Raw genomic sequence first — 25,422 nt, 5'->3', positions numbered from 1 at the left:
GTGCCAGCGCGCACCAACCCGAACGGAGAACCCGGTCATGCCCGACGAAGCCCCGGCCCACGACGTCGCCGACCAGCAGCGCCCGGCCCGCCCCGAACCCGCCGACGACGAGCAGGCTCTGCGCGGCATCGGGGATTTGCTCGACGCCGATCCGGCCGATGTCGCCGACCAACACCGCGACGCACCGGTCCTCGACGACGCCGAACCCTGGCCCTGACCCGGTGGGCCCCGCCGGGCCGAGCACAGCAGGAGGATGAGGGAAGCGATGGGCACCACCCGAGACCGATCGCCCACGATCGCGACAACCCTAGCCGCGACCGCCCGGGGTCTTCGGCGCGCGGTCCGCGCGGCCGACCCGGCCCAGCCGCCTGGCCTGACACAGCTGCGCGATGCCGGTTGGCAGCTGACCCAGCTCACCGGAGAGCTGACCGATCTGGTGGCCCTGCTGGCCGAGCACACCGGCCGCCACACCCTGCGCCCCGAGCAATTCCGCCGGCTCGACGGCGCACCGGCCACCGCGCACCTGGCCTCCGCCTGCCGAGAACTGGCCACCCTGCGCCACGCCCTCGACACCGCCCACACCGCCGCGCGCGACTACTACACCGAGATCAGCCAGCTCACCACAGCTGCGCCCGGTCCGCTTAGGCCCTCGCCATGAACACCTCTCACCCCCCGGGGCTGCCCAACCCCTACACGGTGCTCGGCCTGTCCCCCACCGCCGGCGCCACCGAGATCACCGCCGCCTACCGGCGCGCCGTCCGCGACTGCCACCCCGACGCACCACACCCCAACCGCGACCGGCTCGCGGCCGTGATCGCCGCCTACCGCCGCCTCCGCGACCACCATGCCCAGCAGTCCACCGAACCGCCCCGGCACCCCACACACGGCCGCGACATTCCGGTGCGAGTGCATCCCCGCGCCACACCGCCAGCGCCAGACATGCGCGCCGGCCCCGTCCGCCGCCACCCCGACCGAACTTGATCGTGGACGCGCAGCCTTTGCTCCGACCGCCCGCCGACCGGAGCTGGACGCGGCGCTGCTGCCGGCCAACCGGGCCGGCTGCTGCGAGTGGTTCCAGCAGTGCGGACGCGTCGTCGGCGACCAGGGCCTTCGCCGCCCCGGCTGCGGCGCGCCGGCCCGTTGCGGACATGCCGTCGGCCGCGGTGACGTGTGCGGCGAGCTGGCGCAGCCGACCGCGTGCGGCGTGATGCAGGCTGCATCACGCCGCACGCGTCTTCGGCGCCCACGTCACACGGCGCTGTGGGGCTAGGAGGCTGGACGCGTGAAGTAGACCGGCGTGTTGTAAATCTTCCCACCGCCGGGGAAGTAGTCGATCAACTGGATCCGGACGTAATCAACCCGTTGGTCAACCGATCCACCGCCCTCGGGGAACGAGAAACTGCGCTGGTCGTCAGGCTCGACCACGGTGCGTCCCTGACTGTCCAGGCGCGTCGGGTTGCCGGAATGGAACGCGTCGAACACCGCCTGCACCGTGTACGTGCGACCATCGGGCGCGAAAACTGTGCCGTTGATCTGCACCGCCCAGTTGTACCAAATGATCTGACCGGCCACGAACTCGTCATCGGGGGTCGTGTCACTGCATGCCTGCGGGGTAAGGCACACCCGGAAGGTGGTCACGGGTTCAGCGTTTGCCGTACCCGCCCCGGCCAACAGACCACCAACCACTACGGCCGCACTGATTAACGCACGCGTTCTCGCGAATGCTCTCATGAACCGCGACGCTAACGACCTTTCGGCAGGAACTGGAGGAACAGCCCCAAGGCACCGTTTTGGAGTAACGGCCGCACGATCCCGGCGAGATCCTGACACCCGCCACGGAGCGTGGAATCGCCTGCGTGCCAGCCCTGCACGGGAGGCTGGATGCCCCCGCTCCGGCCGGCGGCAGCGGGAGTCCGGCGGCAGGAGCAGGAGGCACATGGGCCCGCCCCGCGCTGCCGTGGGGGCGGGGCGCAGCGGGACGGGTGGCGTGAGGCCGGCGCGGGGGTCGCCTCTCGGCGAGTGGCGCGACCCGGGACCGAAGACTCGGCGGTCCGGGAGGGCAGTGGGTGGAGCCCGGGGACACCACCGCACCGGCAATCACGTGTAACGCTGCCCGGCCCCGGTTATTCCACAGTGGACGTGGCGAGGTGCTCCCACCCAGGGGTTCGCCGTCAAGAGGAGTTCTACGCGGCACGCCGTGGTCCGGCAACCGCTTCCGCGTACACCCGGTCCAGCTGGTGCAGGCGGATGTGCCGGAGCGCTTCGCCGAACGTGCAGGCGTTGTACCAGAACCAGCCACACCCGTCGCACTGGCAGTGCCAGCGGTCGCAGTGGCCGCAGTACTTGTTGCTGGCGTGGTGGTGGTTGGTCATGACGTCGCTTCTTCCGGACTGAACGGGACCTGCTCAGTCTGACGGGCGGACGGTGCCCGCGTCGTCACGGCGAGCGGGCATTTCCCAGGCCCGGGTGCCGGGAGCCTGCCCTACCGGCTGGCCGGTATCAGCCCGCGGCGCCGCTGGTCTGCTTCGCGAACCGGAGGCCGCCTCGAGCCTCGTGCCGTCCACGGGCTGGCTGGTCAGGGGCTATTCCGTGGTCTCGAGGCCGCTCGCTCATCGGAGGACCCCTGCGTCGACGGGCCGGATGGGTTTCGCCTGCGGTGATGAGGTCGGCGAGGGTGGGCGCTGCGGTGCCGGCGAGGTGGCGGCCTTGTTCGAGGTAGGCCTCGGTGGTGGCGAGGGTGGCGTGGCCGAGGTCGCGGGAGATCTGGCGGATGGGGATGCCGTGGGCTTCGGCGGCGATGGCGTACAGGTGCCGCGCCGCGCGCGGGTGCACCGTATCGGCGATCGCCCGCACCGCCGCGGCGTGCGCGCGGACCGTGCTGGAGGCCGTGCCGCGGCGTAGCAGGCTGCGGCACAGGTACCGCAACGCGTCGGTGATCTGCTGCGGCTCCAACCGTTTGCCCTCGCGGCTGGCCAGCAGCGGCCGGTCGGCCGGTTTGGCTGACACCTGCCCGCGCACAGCGATCTCGCTGGTCGCGTCGGTGGCGTCGCGGTCGGCGAGGTACTCCTCGATGAGCGCGAGGACCCAGTCGACGAGGCGGACCCAGCGCCTCTTGCGGCCCTTCCCCGCGATCCACAGCGCGGGCTGACCGCCGGGTCCGGTGCGGTGCAGGTCGCGCCGGCCCAGCGCGCACAGCTCCTCGGCGCGGACGCCGGTGGTGAGCAGGACCGCGACGATCACCCGGTAGCGCAGGCGCATGTCGGGGACCGGGTAGGTCTCGGCGGCGTAGCGCAGCGCGCGGGCCTGGGCGAGGGTCAGCGGCACGGTCAGGTGCTCGGGGTCGGGTTTGAGCACGCCGAGGTTGCGGCGCTCGGTCTGCGGCAGCGCGGCCGGCACCTCGAACGTAGTGGCGCCCCGGGCACGCATCTCCTTGTACCACGCGGAGATCGCGCCGAGGCGGGCCTTGCGGGTGTTCGCTGAAGCCCTGACGCCTCTTGCACGGTGAGCCAGGTCCGCACCGCGTCGCGGGTCATGTCGGTGAGCGGGTTGAGCCCAGCCGCGGCGCACCACGGGAAGAACGCGGTCGCCTCCAGCACCGGCTGCACGTTGCGGTGCGTGGGCTCGCCGCGCCACAGCCGCTGGTCCGCGCGCGGGATCCCGAGCGCGTTCGCGTGCGCCTTCTTCGTGTTCGGGGAGGTGTAGGCGGTGTGCAGCCACACCGCCGCGGTGTCGATGACGATGCGCGCCCACGCCGGCGACGCGTCCTCGTCGACGACCAGTTCCTCACTGCCCGCGTCCGTGGCGTCCTCGGCGGCGCCCTCCTCGAGGACCGGCGTCGGCGGGTCAAGGTCGAGCGGCGCGATTCCCCGCGGAACCAGGTCGCGGTGGTGGGCTTCGAGCCGGGTCGCCATCGCGTCCAGCGACAGGGCGAGCGGATGCGGCGCCGACACCTGCGGCGCGGCGGCCGCGCTGCGCAACGCCGCCGCCGCCGCGTCGGCTACGAGATCGCGCCGCTCGACCAATCGGGCGTGGGAGACCGCGCGCGAGTCGACGTCGACAGGCCCGCGGCCATCGGGCTGCTCGGTCTGGTGTGGACGGCTGTCATGGGAGCTTTCGGCGTGGACCTGGATGCGCGCGTCATGACCCTCACGCCCGACCCGCTACGACGACCTCGACTTCGGCTCCTGTGAGGGCAACCCGCCGGACCGTCTCCCGGGTGCGGACCGCGCACCTCGGTCCGCACCCGGGAGCGGGGTGGGTGAAGCGAGGGGTCAGGCCGATTCCGTGATCGCGATCGGATCGGGCGCGCAGGCTGCGACACACACCCAGGTGCCCTCGCGCTTCTGGTATGTGTCCGTGTAGAGAGCTTCTTTGGCCACTCCGTCGTGGAGTGTGGTGAGTGTGACGCGAGCGTGGATCAGGGCAACGTCGCTGAGGATGCGGATGTTGACGTCGTGGACGGTGAGGTCCTTGAAGGGGCGCGGCTTGGCGATGTACTCGAGGTACTCGTCACGGTTGAGGGTCATGCCCTCGATTTGGATGATGAAGTCCGCCGCGAGGAACTCCCGGAAACGTGCGACGTCGTTCGACTGGTCGGAGCGGACGTAGTCGAGGTTGAGCTGCTCGAGGATCGCCAGGTCTTCAGCCGACTGCTTGGTGTCGCTCATGTTCTTTCCCTCCTGTGAACGGGGTTTGCGGTCGTAGGCGTGTACGACGAAAAGGCGCCGGCGCAGCAGGTGGTTGGTATCGGTGCGTCGCACCGTCTTACCGCGAACGTCGCTGTAGCGGACATGTCCCGCGCCGCGGATCACCCGCCACCATGCGAGTTCCCGGGCTGCGTCAGGGTCCAGTCGGTTCATGCGTGCCGTGAGCGCCGGCCGGGGCACGGCACCGAGATCGGGCGCTGAGGCGGGGCAAGCCGCCTGCGTTCGCTGCGCGACCCAGAGCCGCGCAGGTGCCCGATCGGGGCGCCTGCGCGGTTCGTCACATGCGGGTGAAGATCTTTTCGGCTTCGAAGCGCGAGACCGGCTGGCGGGAGACGCGTGTCTCGTCGGGATATCCGAACGCCATGATCAGCGTCGTGGTGAAGTCGGTGTCGGTGAGGCCGAACGCTTCGTCGATGGCGGCGCGGTCGAATCCTTCGAACGGGGTGGCGTCGACTCCGACAGAAGCAGCGGCCATCATGGTCGCGCCGACCACCAGGTAGGTGTTCTTCTCGAGCCAGTGCAGCACGTCGCCGCCGTAGTTCTCCGACTGGATCTTCACGAAGCCGGCCGCTCCCGCCTCCCATCCCGCCTGGGTCTGCGGGTCCGCGAAGCGACTGTCCGCGCGCTCCTTCGCGAAGATCTCCTGCAAGTGCTCGTCGGGAATCGTCTTGCGGGTCGCGAGCACGATCGCGTGCGAGGCGTTGCGGACCTTCTCCTGGTTGTCCTCGAAGCGGCCGACGAGAGCGTCCGCGAGCTTGTCCTTGCCGGCCTGGGTCTCCAGCACGAAGAAGTGGATCGGCTGGATGTTGATCGTCGTCGGCGAGGTGCGCAGGTAGCGCAGCAGGAGCTCGAAGGTCTCCTCCGGGATCTTCTTGTTCGGGTCGAAGTAGCGGGTGAGGTGCTTGGTGATCAGGTTCTCGAGGTCCATGCTCGGCCTTCGTTTCGTTGACGCAGCGATCGGGTAAAGGTGCGGATTTCGGGGCAGTGTGGTCACATCAGTGCGTGGTGAACACCGCTTTCAGCGGGGTGATCCGGTGACGGCCGGTTCGGTCACGACGTCGCTGGTCCCGCGCCCGGCACCGGGGATGTCGACGGTGGTGTCGTTGACGTTGTTGAGGAAGTTCGTGAGCAGCGTGACGACCACGACGGTGACGATCGCCTGGATCTCGGGGTCGGTGTAGCCGGCCTCGCGGACCGCGGCGATGTCCTCGTCGCCCACCTGACCACGGGTCTCGATCACCTGCTGGGAGAAGTTCGCGACGGCGGCACGCTTGGGATCGGTGGAGCCGCCCTTACGGGCCAGCTCGATCTCCTCGGCGGACATGCCCCCGAGGTTCGCCGAGATGTAGCCGTGCAGCGCCGAGCAGTAGTCGCAGTCGTTGGCGTGGGACGTGGCCAGCGCGATCGTGTGGCGGGTCTTGGCATCGAGGAGCTTCGCGATGCTGCCCTGCAGGCCCATCACGATCTCGAGGACGGCCGGGTTGGCGGCGAGCGCGGTGAACATGCCCGGAGTGAATCCGAACTGCTTGGTGATGGCGTCGAGCGTGCCCTGCGTCTTGGCGTCGATGTCTGTGAGCTCGGGCGTGGCGAGACGAGACATGGTGGTGATCCTCCGGACGGTGTCATTCTGGGCTGTTCAGCCCACTCACACTGAACACGACGCGGAATGGGTTGTCAAGCCCAATTTCTGGTAGGGTGGAGGTCATGGAGACGGACACGCGACCTCGGCAGACCCACAAGCTCACCGAGAAGGGGCAGGCAACGCGCGCCCGCATCCTCGAGCACGCGGCGAATCTCATCTACACCCAAGGCGTGCACGCCACGAACAACGAGCAGCTTCGCCGCGTCGCGGGGGTGAGCGGCTCGCAGCTCAACCACTACTTCCCGAACAAGGAGAGCTTGCTGCTCGCCGTCATCGACTGGCAGGCGGACGGCGTCCTCGCCTTCCACCGCAGCGACAAGTTCGGCGGCTTCGACACCATCGACGCGTTCCGGGAGTGGGCGGACTTCTACGTCGCCCACGGCCGTCCGTTCCAGGACGGCTGCAGCCTCGGCTCGCTCGCGAGCGAGATCATCAAGACCGACCTCGACGTTCACCAGCAGCTCGCCGCCACCTTCGAGCAGTGGCGCGACATCTTCCGCGATGGACTCGAACGGATGCAGCGACTCGGCCGCCTCGACGCCACGGCCGACCCCACCCGGCTCGCGCACGCGCTCCTCGCCGCGTACCAGGGTGGCATGCTCCTCGCCCAGGTCGCCCGGGACATCGCACCGCTGCGAGACGCCCTGTACGCCGCAGTCGACTACCTGGAGACCTTCGCGATATACCCCGACACCGACGAGCCACGAGCGCAGTAACCGAACATTCGAGGTGCGATCCTCGACACCGGCATCCGGGAACGGCAGAACGGGGGGTCGCCGCGCAGCAGCAGCTCGCGCGGCTCGAACCAGTCCTGGGTGCCTTTCTCCCCGGTCACCGCCTCCCGCAGGGCGTTCGTCGTGAGCCTGGTTTCGTATCGACGTCCTCGGTCAGGCCCGGGCCGACCAGCGCGACGAACCCGCTTCCCTTGCGCACCACCGTGAACCCGGCTGTTGCGCCACTCCGTTGACCGGGTGTGCCCGACGATGCCTGGTGGTCGTGGCTGGTGATTGCAACGTCCTGACCGTGGGGCCGGTTATCGGAAGTCGCAGTGAAGTCGCGGGACTGTGATGCCAGCGTTTTCAGGTCGAGTGGGGTGACCTGGTCGGCGACGATCGAGACGGTGCCCTGTCCCCGGCTCCCGCCGGGCCGTCCAGCCAGATCGCGTCGTCGCAGCCCGCCGCCGCCGTCACCCCGCCTCGTCGAGCACGGCCCGTGCCCGCGAGCTGTCGTGAAAGTCCGGCAGGGCCCGCTCCTGGTCGGCGATCTTGCGCCGGTACCAGTCCTGTGCGCCCTGCTGGAGGCGGGAGAGTCGGCGTACCCGTCGGCCGCGGGGAGAGGACCGCCCCCAACCGGCACCCAGTCGAAGCCGGCTCGGTGGGCGGCACCGGAAGGGAGAGTGTCGCTCACGCCGCAAGCGTCTCAAGATCGTCCAGCTGCTCCGGTGGGTACCACGGAGACCTCTCACCCAGCGCGGGTGATGCGGGACCCGCCGGGTCCTCGCTAAGCGTGTAGCAGAGGTAAGTGTCCGCGCTGTCCGACCGGGGGAGGCCAAGCTCGTGCTTACCGTCTGGGAGTCCGACCCGCCGGACCGGTCGCGGCCGCGCGCGAGACGTCGGTGCCGGGGACGACTTCCCCGGCGAGGGCCGCGATGACACTCGAACCCGACCCGCCCTTCCGGCCCGTCCGCACCCGGGACGGGTACCCGCCGCTGGAGGACCTCGGCCTGATCGGCGACGGCTCGACCGTCGCGCTGGCCGGCCTCGACGGCAGCATCCGCTGGTTGTGCCTGCCCCGTTTCGATTCCGAGCCCCTGTTGTGCGGCCTGCTGGACAAGGACCACGGTGGCGGATTCAGCATCGCGCCGGAGGGGCTGACCGAGGCGCGGCAGCGGTACGAGCCCGACACCGGGGTGCTGGTCACCGAGTTGCGCAGCGCGACCGGCACGATCCGGATCACCGACGCGCTGGCGCTGCGCCCGGGCGCCGACCTCACCGACGACGTGCCCGCGGGACGGGGCGAGCTGGTCCGGTCGGTGATGGTCCTGCACGGGCACGTCCGCCTGCGAGTGGCGCTGGAGCCCCGCGACGGCGCGCAGGCCCGGGTCGCCGCCAGCGGCCTGGTCGTCCTGCCCGCCCGGCGGCCGGACCTGCGCCTGCACCTGCGGTCCAGCCGCCCGCTCAGCGGCCTGCGCGGAACGTACGACCTGGCACAAGGCGACTCTATGGACCTCGTGCTGTCGTGGGGCCGCATCCACCGCCACCACCGGTTCGACGCGAACGCCATGCTCCAGGCCACGGCCGGGGCGTGGCGCAAGTGGCTGACGGGCTTCACCTACGACGGCCCGGCCGAGCCGTTGGTCCGGCGCGCCGCGATCACCTTGAAGCTGTGCGACCACTGGGTCAGCGGATCCCTGGTCGCCGCGCCGACGTCGTCGTTGCCGGCGCCGATCGGCGGAGTGCGGAACTGGGACTACCGCTACACCTGGATCCGGGACGCGGCCTTCACCGTGTTCGCCCTGCGCCGCATCGGGTTCGCGGACGAGGCCGACGCGTTCCTGGGCTGGGTCCTCGACGCGTTCGAGCAGAGCCGGCGGCCACGGATCATGTACGACCTCGACGGCGGACCCGTCCCGGCGGAATGGGAAGACACCGGACTGGAGGGGTACCGGCGCTCCGCCCCGGTGCGCTGGGGCAACGGCGCAGCCGACCAGCGTCAGCACGACGTCTACGGCGAGGTCCTCGACTGCGCCGACCAGTGGGTCCGCGCCGGCAACCAGCTCGAACAGCCGCTGTGGGCGGCGCTGGCCGGCCTGGCCGAGGCCGCCGGGGAGGCCTGGCGTCAGCCCGACCAGGGCATCTGGGAGGTGCGCAGCGAAGGCCGGGTCTTCACGTACTCGGCGGCGATGTGCCAGGTGGCGCTGGACCGCGCCGCCGCCATCGGCGAGCGGCTGGGCCTGCCGGGGCCGGTGTCCGCCTGGCGCGCGGCCGCGAGCAAGCTGCGCCAGATCATCCTCGACGAGTCCTGGGACGAGCGCGCCCAGACGCTGAGCGAGCACCTCGATGGCGGCGGCAGCCTGGACGCGAGCCTGCTGGCCCTTCCGCTGCGGCGGGTCCTCCCCGCCAGCCACCCGCGCATGGTGGCCACCACCGCTGCGGTGGCCGGGCGCCTATCGGCCGGCGGCGGATTGCTCTACCGCTACTTGCACCACGATTCACCCGACGGCATCGCCGGTGACGAGGGCGCCTTCCTGCTGTGCAGCTTCTGGCTGGTCGACAACCTGGCCCTGCAGGGCAGGCTCGAGGAGGCCGAGGAGCTCTACAGCTCGCTGTGCGGCCGGGCCAGCCCGCTCGGCCTGCTGCCGGAGCAGATCGACCCGTCGACGGGTGAGTTCACCGGGAACTTCCCGCAAGCGTTCAGCCACATCGGCGTGATCGCCAGCGGCGTGACGCTCGCCAGGGCCAGGGCAGGAGCATCGAGATGATCGAACGGCTCGTGATCTTCGGGGCGACCGGGGACCTCACCGCGCGCTACCTGCTGCCCGGGCTCGCCGCGCTGCGGGCCGCCGGGCACCTCGGCGAGGGCTTCCGGCTGATCGGCGCCGGGCGGCACGACTGGGACACCGGCGAGTTCCGGCGCTGGGCCGCCGACCAGCTCACCCGCCACGCCGAGAAGCTCCCGCTTTCGGCCAGGGAAGCCGTCGTGGCGGCATCGCAGTACCGCCGGACGGACGTCATGGACCCCGCCGGCGTCGCGGCGGTCGTCGCCGGTCACGGGCCGGTCGCCGCGTATCTGGCGCTGCCCCCGGCGGTGTTCCCCGCGGCAGTGTCCGCATTGTCCGGGGCCGACCTGCCGCCCGGCAGCAGGATCGTGCTGGAGAAGCCGTTCGGCGAGGACCTCGACAGCGCGGTGGAGCTCAACTGCCTGCTCGCCGACCTCGTGCCCGAGCAGGCGGTGTTCCGCGTCGACCATTTCCTGGCGATGACGACGGTCCAGAACGTGCTCGGCACCCGGCTGGCCAACCGCATGCTGGAGCCGGTCTGGAACGCCGCGCACATCGCCGAGGTGGACATCACCTGGGACGAATCACTGGCGCTGGAAGGCCGCGCGGGCTACTACGACGGGGCCGGGGCGCTCAAGGACATGGTGCAGAACCACCTGTTGCAATTGCTGTGTCTCGTCGCCATGGAACCGCCGATCAGCCTGGGCGAACGCGACCTGCGCGACCGCAAGCTCGACGTCCTGCGCTCGGTGCGGCCTCTCACCGACGCCGACGTCGTCCGCCGCACCCGCCGCGCGCGCTACACGGCCGGGCGGCTCGACGGCCGCGACGTCCCCGCCTACACCGGCGAGGCCGGCGTGGACGTCACCCGCCGCACCGAGACCTTCGCCGAAGTGGAGCTCGAACTGGACAACTGGCGCTGGGCGGGCACGATCTTCCGGCTCCGCAGCGGGAAAGCACTCCGGCGCGACCGCAAGGAGGTCGCCGTGCACTTCCGGCCCGTGCCGCACCTGCCCCTCGGGCACAGCGGAGAAGCCGGGCCCAACGTGCTGCGGTTCGGGCTCGACCCCGAAGACCTGACCCTGGACCTGACCGGCATCGGGGCCAGCGCCCACACCTTCGCCCCGCTCACACTCACCGCCCGGATCGACCCGCCCGACCTGCCCGCCTACGGCCGACTGCTGCTGGACGTGCTGGACGGCAAGGCCGCCCTGTCCATCCGCGGTGACGAAGCCGAGGAAGCGTGGCGCGTCCTCACCCCCGTGCTGTCGGCCTGGGCCAAGGACCTCGTCCCGCTCGACGAATACCCCGCCGGTTCGGACGGGCCCGAGGAGCTCACCCGCTAGCCTCCCTTCTCCGCCGGGCGGGCCACGGCTCGCCCCGGCGGAGAAGGGAGCGCGCGACCGATGGAACGAGACCAACCGCTGCTGCGGAGCCAGCGGCTGCGCCTGGTCAACCACCAGGGCGACGCGCTGCGCCTCGGGATGAACTGGACGGAGGAAGACCTCGGCAAGCCCCAGGTCCTGGTGGACAGCGCCTACGGCACGGGCCACCCGGGCACGTTCCACTTCCGGGAGCTGATCGAGGAAGTCAGCAACGGCGTCTACGAGGCCGGCGGGAAACCGGGCGTCTTCACCGTGAGCGACATCTGCACGGGGTCGTCCAGGCCACCGACGGCATGAGCTATTCGCTCATCTCCCGCGACATCATGGCGGCCATGGTCGAGATCCACGCGCTCGGTCATCCCCACGACGGCATGGTCCTGATCTCCGGCAACGACAAATCGGTGCCCGCCCACCTGCTCGCGATCGCCCGCTGCGACCTGCCGGCCATCCACCTGCCCGGCGGCACCCAGCTGAACGCACCCGACTACGTGACGTCGAACAAGATGTGGGAATGGGCGCCGCCGTCGAACGTGGTGAGCTCGAGCGCCAAGACCTCGAAAGCGCGCAGCGCGGCGCGTGCCCGACGTGCGGGGCGTGCCAGTTCATGGGCAGCGCCAGCACCGGACAGGTCATGGCCGAGGCGCTCGGCCTGGCCCTGCCCGGCTCCGCGCTCGTCCCGGCGCCACTGACCAAGCTGCTGCGCTACGCCCGCGCGACGGGCAAGCAGCTCGTCACCATGATCCACCAGAACCTGACGCCACGGCGCATCCTGACGCGGGAGGCGTTCGAAAACACCATCATCATCCACGCCGCCGTCGGCGGATCGACCAACGCGCTCCTGCACCTGCCGCCGATCGCGCAGGAAGCGGGCATCGAGATCACCATCGACGACTTCGACCGCATCCACCGGCGGGTGCCGGTGCTCGCCAACGTCAAGACGACCGGACGCTACCCCGTCGAATACTTCTGGTACGCGGGCGGCGTGCCCGCCGTCATGCTCGAACTCCGGGAAATGCTGCACCTCGGCTGTCTCACCGTGACCGGCAAGACGCTCGGCGAGAACCTCGAGGACATCGAGCAGAACCCGTACTTCTTCGCCGAACAGCGCGGTTACCTGAACAACGTCAAGGTCGACCGCGACGAGATCATCCGCACGCGGTCCGACCCGTTCAGCGCCGACGGCGGAGTGGCCGTGCTGTACGGGAACCTTGCGCCCGGCGGCGCGATGATCAAGACGTTCTCGGTACCCGAACAGATGCACGTACACACCGGGCCTGCGCGGGTGTTCGACTTCGAAGAAGAAGCGGTCCACACACTGGTCAAACGCCGGATCTCGCCGGGCGACGTCCTGGTCATCCGCTACGAAGGACCACGCGCCAACGGCATGCCGGAGATGTCTTACGCGGCCGCCATCCTGTCGGCCGACCGCGTCCTGAACACGACCACCGCGATCGGCACCGACGGTCGTTATTCGGGGGCGATGAGAGGACCGTGCATCGGGCACGTCGCGCCCGAACGGCGCCTCGCGATCGTCGGGGTCAAGGGCGAACGCCGCCCGCCGGCCGAGATCGAGACGATCCTCGCGGAGCGACGCAGGATCTGGAAGCCGCCGCAACCACGCCACAGCAAGGGAATCCTCTCGCTGTACTCGCGCGTCGCTCGCGGCACGGCCGAAGGAGCCTCGATCACCTAGGACAGCACGTGTCCACCTCGTGAAGGCACCTAAAATGACGAAGCAAACGCAGCAGACCGTGGTCGTCATCGACTACGACTACGGAGACGTGGACATCGAGCGCGCGATCGTCGAGGACGCCGGTCTCCGGCTGGTCGCCGCCGACTGCAAGACCGAGGACGAGGTCATCGCGGTCGCCGAGGACGCCGACGCGATCATCGTCCAGTACGCCACGGTCGGAGCGAAGGCGATCAACGCCTTCACCCGGTGCAAGGTCATCGCGCGGTACGGCACCGGGGTCGACATCGTCGACGTGGCCGCGGCCACCCGGCGCGGCATCCTGGTGACCAACGTCCCCAACGACTGGTGCGAGAACGAAGTCGCCGATCACGCCGTGGCCCTGCTCCTCGCCGCCGTCAGGAAGATCCGCGGCTACGACCGCGCGGCCCGCGCCGGGACCTGGCGCTGGCAGTCCGGCGAACCGATCCGGCGGCTGCAGGGCCGCACCGTCGGACTGCTGGCGTTCGGCGCGATCGCGCAGGCGATCGCGGCCAGGGCACACGCGTTCGGGATGCTCGTCCTCGCCCACGATCCGTACCTGGACCCGGAAGACATCGCGGCGCACGGAGCGCAGCCGGCCTCGTTCGACGAATTGCTCGCGCACGCGGACTACCTCGTGGTCCAGGCGCCGCTCACCGAGGAGACCCACCACCTCATCGGCGAACCGGAACTCCGCCGCATGAAGCCGACGTCGATCCTCGTCAACACGGCCCGCGGGCCCATCGTCGACGACGCGGCGCTGTACACGGCGTTGAAGGAAGGCTGGATCGCCGCCGCGGGCCTGGACGACCTCGAAGAGGAACCCGCCAAGCAGCGGCACTGGAAACCGGTGAACCCGCTGTTCAACCTGGACAACGTGCTCATCACGCCGCACGCGGCCTACTACTCCGACGAAGCGATTCGCACGGTCCGCGACTTCGCGGCCCACGAGGTGGTGCGAGTGCTCACCGGGGCGCCGCCGCTGTCACCCGTGAACGCCGCCGAACTCGCCCTTGCCCGCTCCGAGCCATCATCGTGAGCCGCAGGAGGCGCATGCATGGTGGATACTCGGCGCGGCGGCATGAGGGCGCGCGGCGGACCCACCGGCAGGAATTCTCCCTAACCTGCCGGCGGGCTGCACTACGCGAGCGTTCGCCACGAAGCCGCGAGAGGCCGGCGTTCGGCCGGCCGGCGATCACACGGCGCTGACATGCGCGAGAGCTTTCACGAAGAGCTGACAGTGCCGCTCGCCGCGTTCCAGGCGGAAGCGGTAACCCTGACCCGATACTGGCCAGTCGGTCACCACCGCCCGCCTCATCCGCCGCGGTATGCGTACGCGCCGGACTCATGCCCCGATCTGCGCAGGTTCGGCTCCGCCCGGCACAGCTACTAGACACCCGGTTCAACCACTTACAGGACACGCTCTAGGCGAGGCAGGCGACGTAGGTAGAACTGGTCAGTCCGTACGGAGTTCGGGACCAGGTTCTCGTCGGTCCGCGGCTGCTCGATGGTCCGCGGTCCGCTCGGTGGCCCGTCGGAGAAAGGGGTACGGCGACGGCCGGGTCACCTGTACGCGAGGGACACGGCAGCGGTCGACCGCAAGCATGGATTGAAATCCTCCTCGCCACAGCGGTTCGTGGAGCCTTCAGTGGACGTTCTTCGGCTCGTAACATGGGCGCGGTCGCTGTGGGTCGGCGAGGGGAGAAGCCATGGCTACCAAATTCGTCGAGACCGCCGGGAAGCAAGCACAGTCCCGGACGGTGAGACTCCCGTTCGGGCTTCCCGAGTTCCGAGCACCCGACGTGCGGCTGCTGGCGTGGGTCCCGAAGCAGGCGCGCCACGAGGTGAGCGCGACACTGGACACCGCCCGTTCCTTCCTGCCGCCGCCGCGAAAGCTCGTTTACTTCGGGGCGTTGGGGGTGCTGACCGCGGCCGTCGCGATCGGAGTGGGTACGGCGGTGGCCGGACGCGGCCGTGGATCCCGGCCCGTCAAGCCGGAAGAACGGAGCGCGCCGGAGAAACCGGCCGGAAAGCAGCATGCACCTGAGCGGCGGGTGCAGCTCGCCGGGCAGCCCGAGACCGCCGGCGCACACCGCCCGACGAAGCGCGCCACGATCGGAGAGCGGCCGACGATGGCCGGGCAGCCCGAGGTCGCGGGTGCGCACCACCCGCTGGCGGAGCGCACCCCACCACAGCCACCTCAGGCGCCGCAGCCGGAGGTCGCGGCCGAACGCGAACCCGCGCCCGTGCGGCGGGAAGCGCCGGCGAAGCCGGAACCCGCGCCTGCGCAACGAGAATCGCAGGCGGAGCCCACTCCGGCGAAGTTACAGCCCTCGACATCGACCTCGTCCGGCGCCGCGGCGAAGTCGCACAGGAAAGACAGCGGTCCCGCGCCCGGCGGCGAATAGCGCGTGCGACTGCCCGATCCGTTCGGCATCGTCCGCGCAGTGGCCGAGCCGATCGCCGAGCCGCCGACGGTTCGGTCATCGAGTGGTCTACCTACTCGGGGAACGCACCTCAGGGCTCGGCAGCTGTGCCGGCAGGGCGCGGTGGCCGGACCACCAGTCGTCGACCCCGACACCAACCACACGTGGGCACCGGTACAGACCGACGGACGAGCACGCGACGCCCAGCCGGAGTGGGTCCGGACCGAAATGATCATCCGGTGGCCTGCCGACACCCACGAACCTGACGCCGCTACAGACACCACCGCCCAGACGGATAGGGGTGACCAGGCAACGCCTGCCCGACGGTGTGCGCGGTGCCGACGTGACCCCACGTTCCCCGCCCCGCGAGAACCCGTTGCCGCCGCGGCACGACGACCCGACACCGACCATCGACCGGCGGTACCTCGAGCCCGCCGACCCCGAGATCACCATCCCGATCCCCCGCGTCCCGGCAGACGAACGATTCGCCCAGCGGCGCGGGCTGAGCTTCCTGATCGCCGCCTGCCTGGGCAGCTGGCGCACCACGGGTCAGTCGCGATCGCCGCGGTCACAGCCGGGCTGATCATCGCCATACTCCGCACGATGGACGTCTCCCAGATCGACATCGGCCCGATCCACATCGTCGGCAGCACCGACACCCCCTCCACCCGGTAGGGCCCGAGCCACGGCGGATGGCCCGGCTGCGATCACCAGCGCAGCCGGGCCACCGGCGTACCGGTGCTTCGAAGCGGACAGCCAGCCGGGCAGCTCACAGGCTGGTGACCTGCACGTTTTTCGGCACGGTTGGTCCACCCGGGTTACGCTCGTGTTCAGGTGTCGCCAGCTGGGGACAGTCCCCTCGTCGCGGTGCGCCGGGAGGTCGCGATGGTCACGAGGCCGGTGGGGGCCGGGTAGTCGTGGCCTCGGTGCGGCCGCCGGTGCGGTTGCCGCTGGCACAGCCCGCACGGGAGGTGCCGGAGTCACGTCCTGGCTGGTCCTGGGCGTTCGAACCGAAATTTGACGGCTGGCGCGCGGTCCTGTTCGCCGAGCTCGCCCTGTTGCAGTCGCGGCAGGACAACAACCTGGCCGACCGCTTCCCCGAGATCCTGCAGGCCGGCGCGGCGCTGGGCGACGTCGTGCTCGACGGGGAACTCGTCGCGCTGCGTGGCGGTCGGCTGGAGTTCGGAGCGCTCGCCTCACGCCCCGGCACGCGCGCGAAGGCGGGGGTGAGCATCTACTACGCGGTGTTCGACGTGCTCGCCCACGGACCCACGGATCTGCGGGCCCTCCCCTACCGGGACCGGCGCACGCGGCTGCAGCAGCTGCTCGCCGGTGCCGCGCCGCCGCTGCAGCTGGTGCCGAGCACGACCGACCGCGACGCCGCGCTGTCGTGGATGCGCCCGGAGGCCAGCGACGTCGGGATCGAGGGCATCGTGGCCAAGCTGCTCGAGGCCCGGTACCGGCCCGGCCGGACCGGCGCGTGGGTGAAGGTGCGGCAGGTGAGCGTCGTGGACGCCGTCGTCGTTGGTGTGGCCGGCGACCCGCACGTGCCGAGCGAGGTCGTGCTCGCCCGCCGCGACGAGCACAACATGTGGCGCCACATCGGCCTGTCCCTGCCCCTCGCGCCGCGGCTAGGCCGGCTGATCGGCGCGCACGTCACGCCCACCGGCGCGCCTGCGGCCTCCACCTCCGCCGGGTTCGGCCGCGGACGCACCTGGTACCTGCCGGTGCGACCCGAGCTCGTCGTCGAAGCCGAGACCGACCCCGCGATCGAGTCCTTCAGCAGCCGACAGCGCCCGCGGGTGCACCGCGCGCGGCCCGATCTCGCCGCGGGCGACGTGCCGCGCGGCCGTCGCGCCGAGGAGTGAGGCCGATGCCGGAGAAGAAGGTCACCGTGCAGGTCGGGCAGCGGCAGCTTGTGCTGTCCAACTTGGACAAGCCGCTCTACGGAAATGGCTTCACCAAAGCGGAAGTCGTGCACTACTACTCGACCATCGCCCCGGTCCTGCTCCCCCATCTCGCCCGCAGGCCGATCACCGTGGTCCGGTTTCCCGACGGGACCTCAGGCCAGGCGTTCTTCGAGAAGAACCTTCCGCGCGGCGCCCCTGACTGGGTCCAGACCGTGACTCTGCCGAGCTCCGGGTCCCGCAGCGGCCGCGGGCCGGGCACGATCACCTACCCGCTGATCGAAGACCTGCCGAGCCTGGTGTGGGCGGCCAACCTCGCCGCGCTCGAGCTGCACGTCCACCAGTGGACCGTCGGCCCCGGCCCGAACCGCCAGCCCCCGAACCGGCTCGTGTTCGACCTCGACCCCGGCGAGGGCGCCACCGTGGTCGAATGCTGCAGGGTCGCCGAGCGGCTACTGGAAGTGCTCACCGCCGACGGGCTCACCCCGTTGCCCAAGACCAGCGGTTCCAAGGGCCTGCAGGTGTACTGCGGCGTGCGGATCCGCCGACCGGATCACACCTCGGCCTACGCCAAGGCGCTCGCCGAACAGCTTGCTGCCGAGATGCCGGAGCTGGTGGTGGCGAAGATGGCGAAGAGCCTGCGCACGAACCGGGTGTTGATCGACTGGAGCCAGAACCACCCGGCGAAGACGACGATCGCCCCGTACTCGCTGCGCGGGCGCGAGATGCCCACGGCGTCCACCCCGATCACCTGGGACGAGGTCCGCGCCTGCCGCACGCCGGCCGAACTCACCTTCACCGCCGACGACGTGCTGCACCGCGTCGGCGAGCACGGCGACCTGCTCGCCGAGCTCGGCCGCACCCGCACGGCGCTGCCCGACCAGTGACCCGCACCGCGGCGGCATCGCGGACAAGCTGGGTGGCCGCGGGAGCGGGGATCAGCGGTGCTGGCTGGTCGCGTACGTGCCGGTCAGCTTCTTGGCGTTGGCGAGTGCGATGTCGTAGGCCGGTGGGGCGGTGGTGATCTCCTGGACGCACCCGGGGCACAGCACGGTTGACAGGACTACCTCGGACGCGCGCCGGCTTCGTCGTCGCACTTACTCGATCAGTATTTGGCCAGGTCTTGCACGATTGGGCCAGAAGTGGGCACGCGAAACCACCACCACCCCCGACCGGTGAGGTCGATCCGAGCGATCTTCGCGATGCGGTCGCCCGGGTCGTCGGCAGTGAAGGACCGGAACAGGTCGTCGCCCGCCGTGACGTACCGACGAACCTTGCCAGCGAGCCCGGGCCTGAGCCGGCCGAGTGCGTCCTCCACGAAATCGCGCATGAAGAGCGCACCGGCCAGGTCATGCTCGGTCCAGACACTGCGATCGGTGTGAGGCAGCACGCGATCTTGGTCGAGCTTCTCGACGTGCAGCGCCCAGGCTCGGCTCAAGCCGAGAGCGTCGGGTTTGCCATTGTCGCCCGGCTCGGGCTTGTTCTCCGCGATCTCCGCGAGCTCTTCGTCAGTAAACAACCCCTGGATCTCTTCGGGCATGCCATCGTGCATTGGCGCAGCGTCGTAACCCTGACTGGTGGCACTAACGGCATAGTGGTCGACCATGCTCGCGACAGTAGTTCGTGGCCCCGAGGTGAGCCGTAGTCCGGATAAGCACGCCACCCGGGCCGGGCTCGGATTTCCGGCACCGGAAGCAATTCTTCGACGCCTGCTCGTCGCCGGCCACGCCCCGCACCCCTCATCCTGGTTCGCCTTGCCATGCCGACCGTATGCCGCGCCATCGACACTCGGCGGCCTCGACATGCGCTCGGATGGTGTGGCGTGGACGGCACCGCGGGGGTGTGGCGCGCTGGTTGCCCTCGATCGTGACCTTCCCCGGCCCGGTCACGAAGTTGGTTTCAACGCTGCCCGTCACGGGTTATATCCCCCTCGCGCCGCGCGCCAGCCACGTCGGCGCCAGAGGAGTACCCCGCGGCCTCACCAGGCAGAACGCCGGTGCCTACGTGGTGCGCGGCGGGGTACTTTTTTCTGATCCAGCTGCGGATGAACAGAAGGGAGATGATCATGTCCGTGGTTGAGTCCCAGAATCGCGAACCCACCCGCCCGGTGCCTCAGGCTGTTGCCGCTGCCGAGGGCAGCTTCGAACCCGATGGCGTCGAGATCGACGGCCTGGCCGAGGCCTTGGCCGTGGAGAACGAGCAGCTGCGCGACGCGCTGCAGACGCGCGAGCTGATCGGCCGGGCCACCGGGGTGTTGATGGGCCAGCGTCGATGCGACGCGGACGAGGCGCTGGCGCTGCTGATCAGGCTGTCGCAGGACACCAACACCAAACTCCGCGACGTCGCCGACGCGTTCCTCGACGAGTTCCGCGCCGACCTGCCCACGCAGCGACAGCCCACCACCACCGAGACCGCCGGCGGGACTCACCACCCACCGGGTGCTCTCGAACCCGGCAGCTGAACGACGCCACGCTCGGCTGCGAACCGACCATCCCGGCCGCATGACCACAAAAGATCTTGTAACATCGGCCCGGCGGTTTCGGTTCTTGTGAGCGAGCATTGTGGATACGCGCGGCACCGAGCATGCCGCATGCGAACCCCGCCGGCAGGACCTCCCCCCACCCTGCCGGCGGGCTCCACACTCCAGGCACGCCACACCGCCGCGAATGGCCGGCCGCGGCCGCACGCGAGTGCTTCCGGCTTCCCACCCGCGTGCCGGTACGCGTTCCCGACGTCAGCTGAAGCGGTTCTCGCCCCATCACCCGTTCAGCTCAAGGTGACGTGGCACATGTTGTGATCACCCCACGTCAAGCCGCATTCTACGAACACGTGTTCGATCCGGACTTCCCACGGTGCAGCAGAGGTGTGGGAGCTCGTCATGGCGTTCAACGGCGGCCGGTCGATGCCGTGGTCGGAACTGGAGCGGATCGCCTCCGGCCGCGGCGGCCCGGCCAAGCGGCCGGGTGATGAAGACGCGCCGCGCTCACACAAGCGGGAGGGCTACCAGCCGCCGGCAGGGCTGCGGCCACGCGCCGACGTCGAGGCTCGCCGCGGCGGTGGTCTCGGTGAATTCGTCGATGTTGGCACGGGTGCCGGGCCCGGCGGACCGCGACGAGATGGGTTCGCCGTCCACGACGACCCGACCTACGCCGACCCACAAAGTCAAGCGTACCAAGCCGAAGCCATCGCTGCCGTGCAGGACTGGCTGACCCGCGCCTAACGGATCAAGCCGCGACGACCTCACGGAGCCGGACGACCTCCGGCCGCGTGCTCCACAGCGGGAGACGTTGCGCCAGCTGGTTGCCGTGCCTGGCGTCGACGAAGGTGCCGCCGGCACGTCTCTTGAAGCGCGTGCACAGACTGATGCGCAGAACGCAACAGATTTCCTGGATCAGTGCGTTGTGTATTTCAATCCTGGGCGCCAGTGTCGATGCGTGCGAACTTTCAGCGACTCGGCGGCTGCCCTCGGCGCTGCGCGGCCGGCGGTGGAACCCGCCGGGGAGTCCGGCTGACGGATCGTCGGCTCCGGTGGACCCCGCCGGTGGCGTGTGTGCTCTGCGGATCGCGGAAACGCGGGTGTTGTCGACGCCCGTGAGTTCTGTCGTGCCCGGAGCCTGTGGATTCTGGCGGGTACGTGACCGCCGGCGGAAGACGTCTCAGGAGGATCAGTGACGATCGATCACCACTCATACAGGGGGAACCTGTCCGAACTCGTTGGGAGCCGGGCATGAGGCTGGATGGCCGGGGCGCGGTCGTGACAGGGGCAGCGCAGGGTATCGGGCTCGCCATCGCGACGCGGCTGATCGCCGACGGCGCGGCCGTTCTGCTCACCGATGTCAACGGTGACGCCGCACAGCAGGCCGCGAAGACGCTGCGTGAGCAAGGCGGTGCCGCGGAGGCGTTGCCGGTCGACGTGACCGACGAGGCTCAGGTGCGCGCCCTTCCCCCCAGGGCCGAGGACCTGCTAGATCGACCCGTGGACATCACGGTGGTCAACGCCGGGCAGCAGACGTTCAACGAGTTGCTCGACGTCACCAAGCAGGAGTGGGACGCGGTCTTCGACGTGAACGCCTGGGGCGCCTTCCTCACGGCCAGGGAGGCCGGCCGGCACCTGCGGGCGGCGGGCAGGGGCGGCAGCATCGTGGTGATCGCGTCGCGCTCGGCGCGGCTCGGCACCCCGCATTCGCCGCACTACGCCGCGTCGAAGGCGGCCGTGCTGAACATCATGAAGTCCTGTGCGCTCGAGTTCGCGCCGGACGTGCGGGTCAACGCGATCGCGCCGGGGATGATCGACACGGACCTGTGGGCGCGGGCCGATGCCTTCGAGTCCGAATTGGACGGTAGTGCTGCGGGAATCGCTCGGGCCGCGAGGATCCGGCAGATCCCGGCCGGCCGGCCGGGCAGCCCGGCCGACATCGCCTCGGTCGTGTCGTTCCTGGCCTCCGACGACGCCGGCTATCTCACCGGCGAATGTGTCCACGTCTCCGGCGGCGACTACATGCTCTGACCGCGGACCCCGACCACCGACGAAACGGAGCTGACGAAAGGTGACGAACAGCGTGGTACCCGAGCCGCTGGTGCTCAGCCAGGGGTCCTTTTTGGACATTTCCACACCCGAATTCCTGAAGATCTGTGCGGATTCCGGCATGGCCGCGAGCGTGTGGGACATCCCGGTGCACCGCGACGGCGCCGACGTGGTCCTAAAGGCCGCTGAAGATCTCGGGGTCGAGCTCTTCAGCATGTGCCGGCTGGGCTACTTCACCGAGGAGGACCCGGACGAGGCGCGGTGGCGCTCGAACCTGGCCGTGCTCGACACCGCGGCGCGGCTGGGCATCGGCACGATCGTGGTGGTCGTCGGCGCGGTGACCACCACCTTCGCCGAAGCGGGCAGCCGCATCCGCGCAGGGCTCGAGCGAATCCTCTCGCACGCGCAGGAACGCGGAGTGCGGCTGGCCATCGAGCCGTTCCACCCGATGATGGCCGCGGAACGGTCCTCGGTGTGCCGCCTGGCCCAGGCGACCGCGCTGGCGCAGGAATTCGCCTCCGAGTGGCTGGGCATCGCCCTCGACGTCTACCACGTGTGGTGGGACCCGAATCTGGCCGAGTCCGTTCGCGCGGCGGGCCCCCACGTCATGGCGGTCGATCTGTCCGACTGGCTGGTCCCGACCACGAATCTGTTGCGCGGCCGTGGCCGCCCCGGCGACGGCGTGATCGACCTGCCGGGTTTCGTCCGGCTCGTCGACAGCACCGGGTACACCGGCCGCTGGCAGGTCGAGGTCCTCAGCGACGAACCGCGAGAGGGTTCCGACCTGGACTACGCCCTCGATCTGCGGGAACGGACGTCCCGGCTTCTGACGAACGCGCGGTGACCCTGTCCGCGCCCACCCCTCATCCCTTGATCGCCCTGGAGGCATTCGCATGACCGACTCGATCACTCTGAAGCTCCCACGTCCGGACGGGACAACGGAGCAGCACACGATGGGCCCCGCCCGCGAGTTCCCCGCGCCGGCAGCCGCGTTCGCCCAGCGTGACGTCTACGCGGCCCCGCACGTCGTCGCCGCGCCGCTCGGCGAGTACACGCCGGGGATCGAACCGCCGGTCGACTGGGACGCCACGATCGCGTTCCGCCGCCACCTGTGGCGGTACGGCATCGGCGTGGCCGAGGCGATGGACACGTCCGAGCGCGGTCCCGGCGGCTTGACCTGGGAGCAGACCAAGGACCTCATCCGCCGCTCCAGCGAGGCCGCGACCGAGGCCGGCGGCGAGATCGTGTGCGGGGCGGGCACGGACCAGCTCGACGTCACCTCGCCCACCCTCGACGACATCGCCGACGCCTACCTCGAACAGCTCGACTTCATCCAGGGCCTCGGCCGCGGCGCGGTCCTGCGGGCCAGCCACGTGCTCGCCCGGGTCGCGTCGGGTCCGCAGGACTACGCGTACGTCTACGACAAGGTGCTCGAACGCGTCGAGACGCCGGCGCTGGTCCACTGGATCGGCGAGGTGTTCGACTCGGCGCTGCGCGGCTACTGGGGTCACGTCGATGTGGACGAGGCGTTGAAGGCGGTCGTCACGCTGGCCGAGCGTCATTCGGAGCGGTTGCGCGGGTTCAAGTTCTCGCTGCTGGACGTGGAGCGCGAGGAGCGGCTGCGCCGTGAGCTGCCCGACGGTGTCGTGGTCTTCACCGGTGACGACCACGACTACCCGAAGCTGATCCGCGGTGACGGCGAGCACCACAGCCACGGTCTGCTCGGGGTGCTCGACCCGCTGGCGCCGATCGCGTCCGTCGCCTTCCAGAAGCTGGACGCCGGCGACGCGGACGGGTTCACCGCTGACATGGAGTCCACGCTCGCCCTGGCCCGCCGGCTGTTCGAGCACCCGGCCGGCGAGTACAAGACCGGCGTCGTGTTCCTCGCCTACCTCTCCGGCCACCAGAACCACTTCCGCATGGTCACCGGCCGGGAAGGCATGCGTTCGGTGAACCACCTCACCGACGTCTTCCGGCAAGCCGACGCACTGGGGCTACTGCCGAACCCGGCGCTGGCCGCCGAGCGCATGCGCGCGGTGCTGACCGTCGCCGGGTGGGACGCGGCGCGCTGAACCGGGCGCACAGCAGCGACCGCGACCCCGTCGAGACCGAACCGGATAGCCGCGAAGGAGCGACTTTGTCCACAGATTCAGCGATCACGTATGACCTCGTCGTCGTGGGGGGTGGCGGCGCGGGCCTAGCCGCCGCCACCCAGGCGGCCGAAATGGGTGCGAGTGTCGCGCTGCTGGAGAAGAACCCCGAACTGGGCGGGACCACGAGCCGGTCGATCGGCTCGTTCTCCGCCAACGGCACCCGCCTGCAGCGCAAAGCCGGGGTGGCCGACGCGCCGAGCGAGCACTTCGAGGACATGGCGAAGTTCGCCGGCCCACTGGTGGAGCGCGACAACCTGGCCTTGCGGCGGGTGTACGTCGACAACTCCGCAGACACCCTGCACTGGGTCCAAGACCACGGCGTCGCCCTGTTCGGCCCCATGCCCGAACCGCCGCACCGCAGCCCGCGCATGCACAACGTCCTGCCAAACTCCTCGGCCTACATCTACTGGTTCGAGCGCGCCGCACGCAAAGCAGGCGCGCGCATCCTCACGAACACGGCCGCCCGCCACCTGGTGGTGGAGGAAGGCCGCGTCGTGGGCGTCGAAACCGAGACCACAAACGGCACCCGGCGTGTCATCCGGGCCCGGCGCGGCGTGGTGCTGGCGGCAGGTGACTTCAGTTCCAGCGTCGAGATCAAGACCAGCCAGTTCGCGACGGCACGGGCGGCGCGGGTCGAGGGCATCAACCCGACCAGCACCGGGGACGGGCTGCGGCTGGGGATGGAGGTCGGCGGCCGCATCCTCAACGGCGACCTCGCGGTCGGCCCTGAGATGCGGTTCGTGACCCCGTCACGCAAGCTCCTGCTCCAGAAGCTGCCGCCGTGGCGGATCCTGACCACGATCATGCTGCTGGCGCTGCGGTGGCTGCCGGACGCGATCCAGCGCCCGTTCATCATGTCCTTCGCCACCTCCTACCTCGCACCGTCCCCGAACGTCTTCAAGCAGGGCGCGATCCTGGTCAACGCCGACGGCGAGCGGTTCACCGACGAAAGCGCGAACCCTCAGCTCGAACTGCCCGACCAGCCCGGCGGCAAGGGCTACCTGGTGATGGACGAGGCCACGGCCACGCAGTTCAAGAAGTGGCCGAACTTCATCTCGACCGCGCCCGGTGTCGCCTACGCCTACATCGACGACTACCGCCGAAACCGGCGCGACATCTTCCACAGCGCACGCGCCGTGGCGGACCTGGCGGCCAAGATCGGTGCCGACCCTCGCAAGCTCGCCGCCTCGATCGGGCAGTCGGCCGGCAGCGAACAGAACTTCGTGGCGCTCGGGCCGCTGAAGAGCTGGATCGTGCTGACCGAGGGCGGGCTGGCGATCGACGCGGACATGCGCGTTCTCGACCAGCAGGACGACCCGATCCCGGGGCTGTTCGCGGCGGGGTCCAACGGTCAGGGCGGTCTGCTTCTGGAAGGCCACGGCAACCACGTCGGATGGGCGTTCATCTCCGGCCGCATCGCTGCCAAAAGGGCTCTGTGGTCGCCGACGAAAGAAGGGAAGTAGCCCGC

The 25,422-nt window shown here is 70.1% G+C and carries 26 protein-coding genes and 2 pseudogenes; 19 read left to right on the top strand and 9 right to left on the bottom strand.

Annotated features, from left to right (window positions below; all coding sequences use genetic code 11):
• The first annotated feature begins 37 nt into the window (after positions 1–37).
• From ACIA77_RS43470 to ACIA77_RS43460, 3 genes are read left to right on the top strand one after another with little or no spacing between them, the layout of a single operon-like run.
• Positions 38–217 carry a hypothetical protein gene (locus tag ACIA77_RS43470; protein WP_395892022.1) on the top strand — a complete coding sequence of 60 codons (180 nt, stop codon included), beginning with the start codon at positions 38–40 and terminating at the stop codon, positions 215–217.
• Between the two features lie 48 nt (positions 218–265).
• Complete coding sequence (locus ACIA77_RS43465) at positions 266–658, top strand: hypothetical protein (RefSeq protein ID WP_395892021.1); 393 nt, start codon at positions 266–268, stop codon at positions 656–658.
• On the top strand, positions 655–981 hold the full coding sequence (locus ACIA77_RS43460; RefSeq protein ID WP_395892020.1) for a J domain-containing protein: 327 nt from the start codon (positions 655–657) through the stop codon (positions 979–981). The genes ACIA77_RS43465 and ACIA77_RS43460 overlap by 4 nt, the downstream gene beginning before the upstream one ends.
• A gap of 285 nt (positions 982–1,266) precedes the next feature.
• Here the strand turns inward: ACIA77_RS43460 and ACIA77_RS43455 are convergent, their stop codons facing one another.
• The 7 genes from ACIA77_RS43455 to ACIA77_RS43425 form a co-directional block, all read right to left on the bottom strand.
• Entirely contained in the window at positions 1,267–1,638 is a 372-nt protein-coding gene (locus tag ACIA77_RS43455; protein WP_395892019.1) for a hypothetical protein, read from the bottom strand.
• Positions 1,639–2,183: 545 nt separating this feature from the next.
• A complete protein-coding gene (locus tag ACIA77_RS43450) occupies positions 2,184–2,372 on the bottom strand; it encodes a hypothetical protein (RefSeq protein ID WP_395892018.1) in 189 nt (62 codons plus the stop codon).
• Positions 2,373–2,499: 127 nt separating this feature from the next.
• The gene (xerC, locus tag ACIA77_RS43445; RefSeq protein ID WP_395892017.1) at positions 2,500–3,426 is read right to left on the bottom strand and encodes a tyrosine recombinase XerC; all 927 of its coding nucleotides are present in this window, start codon (positions 3,424–3,426) and stop codon (positions 2,500–2,502) included.
• Positions 3,327–4,022, bottom strand: a complete 696-nt coding sequence (locus tag ACIA77_RS43440) for a hypothetical protein (protein ID WP_395892016.1) — start codon at positions 4,020–4,022, stop codon at positions 3,327–3,329. Before ACIA77_RS43440 ends, xerC begins: the two co-directional genes overlap by 100 nt.
• 249 nt (positions 4,023–4,271) lie before the next feature.
• The gene (locus ACIA77_RS43435; protein ID WP_395892015.1) at positions 4,272–4,859 is read right to left on the bottom strand and encodes a nuclear transport factor 2 family protein; all 588 of its coding nucleotides are present in this window, start codon (positions 4,857–4,859) and stop codon (positions 4,272–4,274) included.
• A gap of 124 nt (positions 4,860–4,983) precedes the next feature.
• Positions 4,984–5,634, bottom strand: coding sequence for a nitroreductase family protein (locus tag ACIA77_RS43430; protein WP_395892014.1), 651 nt, complete (start codon positions 5,632–5,634; stop codon positions 4,984–4,986).
• 90 nt (positions 5,635–5,724) lie between these two features.
• On the bottom strand, positions 5,725–6,306 hold the full coding sequence (locus ACIA77_RS43425; RefSeq protein ID WP_395892013.1) for a carboxymuconolactone decarboxylase family protein: 582 nt from the start codon (positions 6,304–6,306) through the stop codon (positions 5,725–5,727).
• A gap of 104 nt (positions 6,307–6,410) precedes the next feature.
• Here ACIA77_RS43425 and ACIA77_RS43420 point away from each other — a divergent pair, with 104 nt between their 5' ends.
• The 11 genes and pseudogenes from ACIA77_RS43420 (at position 6,411) to ligD (ending at position 18,163) form a co-directional block, all read left to right on the top strand.
• Complete coding sequence (locus ACIA77_RS43420; protein WP_395892012.1) at positions 6,411–7,064, top strand: TetR/AcrR family transcriptional regulator; 654 nt, start codon at positions 6,411–6,413, stop codon at positions 7,062–7,064.
• A 932-nt stretch (positions 7,065–7,996) separates the two neighbouring features.
• Positions 7,997–9,829, top strand: a complete 1,833-nt coding sequence (locus tag ACIA77_RS43415; protein ID WP_395892011.1) for a glycoside hydrolase family 15 protein — start codon at positions 7,997–7,999, stop codon at positions 9,827–9,829.
• Positions 9,826–11,193 (top strand): glucose-6-phosphate dehydrogenase, encoded by a 1,368-nt coding sequence (locus tag ACIA77_RS43410; RefSeq protein ID WP_395892010.1) that lies wholly within the window; start codon positions 9,826–9,828, stop codon positions 11,191–11,193. Before ACIA77_RS43415 ends, ACIA77_RS43410 begins: the two co-directional genes overlap by 4 nt.
• A 60-nt stretch (positions 11,194–11,253) precedes the next feature.
• Complete coding sequence (locus ACIA77_RS43405) at positions 11,254–11,529, top strand: hypothetical protein (RefSeq protein WP_395892009.1); 276 nt, start codon at positions 11,254–11,256, stop codon at positions 11,527–11,529.
• Positions 11,526–11,681, top strand: a pseudogene (locus ACIA77_RS43400) (dihydroxy-acid dehydratase); the annotation flags it as partial. The gene ACIA77_RS43405 and the pseudogene ACIA77_RS43400, both read left to right, overlap by 4 nt.
• A 62-nt stretch (positions 11,682–11,743) precedes the next feature.
• Entirely contained in the window at positions 11,744–12,925 is a 1,182-nt protein-coding gene (locus ACIA77_RS43395) for a dihydroxy-acid dehydratase (RefSeq protein ID WP_395892008.1), read from the top strand.
• A gap of 34 nt (positions 12,926–12,959) precedes the next feature.
• Complete coding sequence (locus ACIA77_RS43390) at positions 12,960–13,982, top strand: C-terminal binding protein (RefSeq protein WP_395892007.1); 1,023 nt, start codon at positions 12,960–12,962, stop codon at positions 13,980–13,982.
• A 670-nt stretch (positions 13,983–14,652) separates the two neighbouring features.
• On the top strand, positions 14,653–15,351 hold the full coding sequence (locus ACIA77_RS43385) for a hypothetical protein (protein WP_395892006.1): 699 nt from the start codon (positions 14,653–14,655) through the stop codon (positions 15,349–15,351).
• Between the two features lie 319 nt (positions 15,352–15,670).
• A complete protein-coding gene (locus ACIA77_RS43380; RefSeq protein WP_395892005.1) occupies positions 15,671–15,952 on the top strand; it encodes a hypothetical protein in 282 nt (93 codons plus the stop codon).
• A 334-nt stretch (positions 15,953–16,286) separates the two neighbouring features.
• Positions 16,287–17,237, top strand: coding sequence for a hypothetical protein (locus tag ACIA77_RS43375; protein ID WP_395892004.1), 951 nt, complete (start codon positions 16,287–16,289; stop codon positions 17,235–17,237).
• Positions 17,238–17,242: 5 nt separating this feature from the next.
• Positions 17,243–18,163: a non-homologous end-joining DNA ligase gene (gene ligD / locus ACIA77_RS43370; RefSeq protein ID WP_395892003.1), complete on the top strand. Its 921-nt coding sequence runs from the start codon at positions 17,243–17,245 to the stop codon at positions 18,161–18,163.
• 218 nt (positions 18,164–18,381) lie between these two features.
• Here the strand turns inward: ligD and ACIA77_RS43365 are convergent, their stop codons facing one another.
• Positions 18,382–18,882, bottom strand: coding sequence for a hypothetical protein (locus ACIA77_RS43365; RefSeq protein ID WP_395892002.1), 501 nt, complete (start codon positions 18,880–18,882; stop codon positions 18,382–18,384).
• Positions 18,883–19,341: 459 nt separating this feature from the next.
• Here ACIA77_RS43365 and ACIA77_RS43360 point away from each other — a divergent pair, with 459 nt between their 5' ends.
• Positions 19,342–19,737, top strand: a complete 396-nt coding sequence (locus ACIA77_RS43360) for an ANTAR domain-containing protein (protein WP_395892001.1) — start codon at positions 19,342–19,344, stop codon at positions 19,735–19,737.
• A gap of 570 nt (positions 19,738–20,307) precedes the next feature.
• Here the strand turns inward: ACIA77_RS43360 and ACIA77_RS43355 are convergent.
• Positions 20,308–20,394, bottom strand: a pseudogene (locus tag ACIA77_RS43355) (hypothetical protein); the annotation flags it as partial.
• A gap of 609 nt (positions 20,395–21,003) precedes the next feature.
• Here ACIA77_RS43355 and ACIA77_RS43350 point away from each other — a divergent pair.
• The 4 genes from ACIA77_RS43350 to ACIA77_RS43335 all read left to right on the top strand — a co-directional run bounded on the left by ACIA77_RS43350 (position 21,004) and on the right by ACIA77_RS43335 (position 25,417).
• Positions 21,004–21,783 carry an SDR family NAD(P)-dependent oxidoreductase gene (locus ACIA77_RS43350; protein WP_395892000.1) on the top strand — a complete coding sequence of 260 codons (780 nt, stop codon included), beginning with the start codon at positions 21,004–21,006 and terminating at the stop codon, positions 21,781–21,783.
• A 40-nt stretch (positions 21,784–21,823) separates the two neighbouring features.
• Positions 21,824–22,645 carry a sugar phosphate isomerase/epimerase family protein gene (locus ACIA77_RS43345; RefSeq protein ID WP_395891999.1) on the top strand — a complete coding sequence of 274 codons (822 nt, stop codon included), beginning with the start codon at positions 21,824–21,826 and terminating at the stop codon, positions 22,643–22,645.
• A 49-nt stretch (positions 22,646–22,694) separates the two neighbouring features.
• Entirely contained in the window at positions 22,695–23,873 is a 1,179-nt protein-coding gene (locus ACIA77_RS43340) for a DUF993 family protein (RefSeq protein WP_395891998.1), read from the top strand.
• A 65-nt stretch (positions 23,874–23,938) separates the two neighbouring features.
• Positions 23,939–25,417 (top strand): FAD-dependent oxidoreductase, encoded by a 1,479-nt coding sequence (locus ACIA77_RS43335; protein WP_395891997.1) that lies wholly within the window; start codon positions 23,939–23,941, stop codon positions 25,415–25,417.
• Positions 25,418–25,422 lie beyond the last annotated feature (5 nt).

Source organism: Amycolatopsis sp. NPDC051903 (genome assembly GCF_044452505.1).
In the GTDB taxonomy this organism is placed as follows: Bacteria; Actinomycetota; Actinomycetes; order Mycobacteriales; family Pseudonocardiaceae; genus Amycolatopsis.
The sequence above is the reverse complement of the archived record's forward strand: the minus strand, read 5'-3'. Positions and strand labels throughout refer to the sequence as shown.

Excerpts from the sequence above, each read along its gene's own strand:
- ACIA77_RS43365 (WP_395892002.1), bottom strand. The coding sequence starts at position 18,882 with ATGGTCGACCACTATGCCGTTAGTGCCACCAGTCAGGGTTACGACGCT.
- ACIA77_RS43350 (WP_395892000.1), top strand. The coding sequence starts at position 21,004 with ATGAGGCTGGATGGCCGGGGCGCGGTCGTGACAGGGGCAGCGCAGGGT.
- ACIA77_RS43390 (WP_395892007.1), top strand. The coding sequence starts at position 12,960 with ATGACGAAGCAAACGCAGCAGACCGTGGTCGTCATCGACTACGACTAC.
- ACIA77_RS43465 (WP_395892021.1), top strand. The coding sequence starts at position 266 with ATGGGCACCACCCGAGACCGATCGCCCACGATCGCGACAACCCTAGCC.
- ligD (WP_395892003.1), top strand. The coding sequence starts at position 17,243 with ATGCCGGAGAAGAAGGTCACCGTGCAGGTCGGGCAGCGGCAGCTTGTG.
- ACIA77_RS43460 (WP_395892020.1), top strand. The coding sequence starts at position 655 with ATGAACACCTCTCACCCCCCGGGGCTGCCCAACCCCTACACGGTGCTC.
- ACIA77_RS43415 (WP_395892011.1), top strand. The coding sequence starts at position 7,997 with ATGACACTCGAACCCGACCCGCCCTTCCGGCCCGTCCGCACCCGGGAC.
- ACIA77_RS43435 (WP_395892015.1), bottom strand. The coding sequence starts at position 4,859 with ATGAACCGACTGGACCCTGACGCAGCCCGGGAACTCGCATGGTGGCGG.
- ACIA77_RS43470 (WP_395892022.1), top strand. The coding sequence starts at position 38 with ATGCCCGACGAAGCCCCGGCCCACGACGTCGCCGACCAGCAGCGCCCG.
- ACIA77_RS43410 (WP_395892010.1), top strand. The coding sequence starts at position 9,826 with ATGATCGAACGGCTCGTGATCTTCGGGGCGACCGGGGACCTCACCGCG.
- ACIA77_RS43425 (WP_395892013.1), bottom strand. The coding sequence starts at position 6,306 with ATGTCTCGTCTCGCCACGCCCGAGCTCACAGACATCGACGCCAAGACG.
- xerC (WP_395892017.1), bottom strand. The coding sequence starts at position 3,426 with ATGCGTGCCCGGGGCGCCACTACGTTCGAGGTGCCGGCCGCGCTGCCG.
- ACIA77_RS43340 (WP_395891998.1), top strand. The coding sequence starts at position 22,695 with ATGACCGACTCGATCACTCTGAAGCTCCCACGTCCGGACGGGACAACG.
- ACIA77_RS43360 (WP_395892001.1), top strand. The coding sequence starts at position 19,342 with ATGTCCGTGGTTGAGTCCCAGAATCGCGAACCCACCCGCCCGGTGCCT.
- ACIA77_RS43385 (WP_395892006.1), top strand. The coding sequence starts at position 14,653 with ATGGCTACCAAATTCGTCGAGACCGCCGGGAAGCAAGCACAGTCCCGG.
- ACIA77_RS43430 (WP_395892014.1), bottom strand. The coding sequence starts at position 5,634 with ATGGACCTCGAGAACCTGATCACCAAGCACCTCACCCGCTACTTCGAC.
- ACIA77_RS43420 (WP_395892012.1), top strand. The coding sequence starts at position 6,411 with ATGGAGACGGACACGCGACCTCGGCAGACCCACAAGCTCACCGAGAAG.
- ACIA77_RS43395 (WP_395892008.1), top strand. The coding sequence starts at position 11,744 with ATGGGCGCCGCCGTCGAACGTGGTGAGCTCGAGCGCCAAGACCTCGAA.
- ACIA77_RS43405 (WP_395892009.1), top strand. The coding sequence starts at position 11,254 with ATGGAACGAGACCAACCGCTGCTGCGGAGCCAGCGGCTGCGCCTGGTC.
- ACIA77_RS43450 (WP_395892018.1), bottom strand. The coding sequence starts at position 2,372 with ATGACCAACCACCACCACGCCAGCAACAAGTACTGCGGCCACTGCGAC.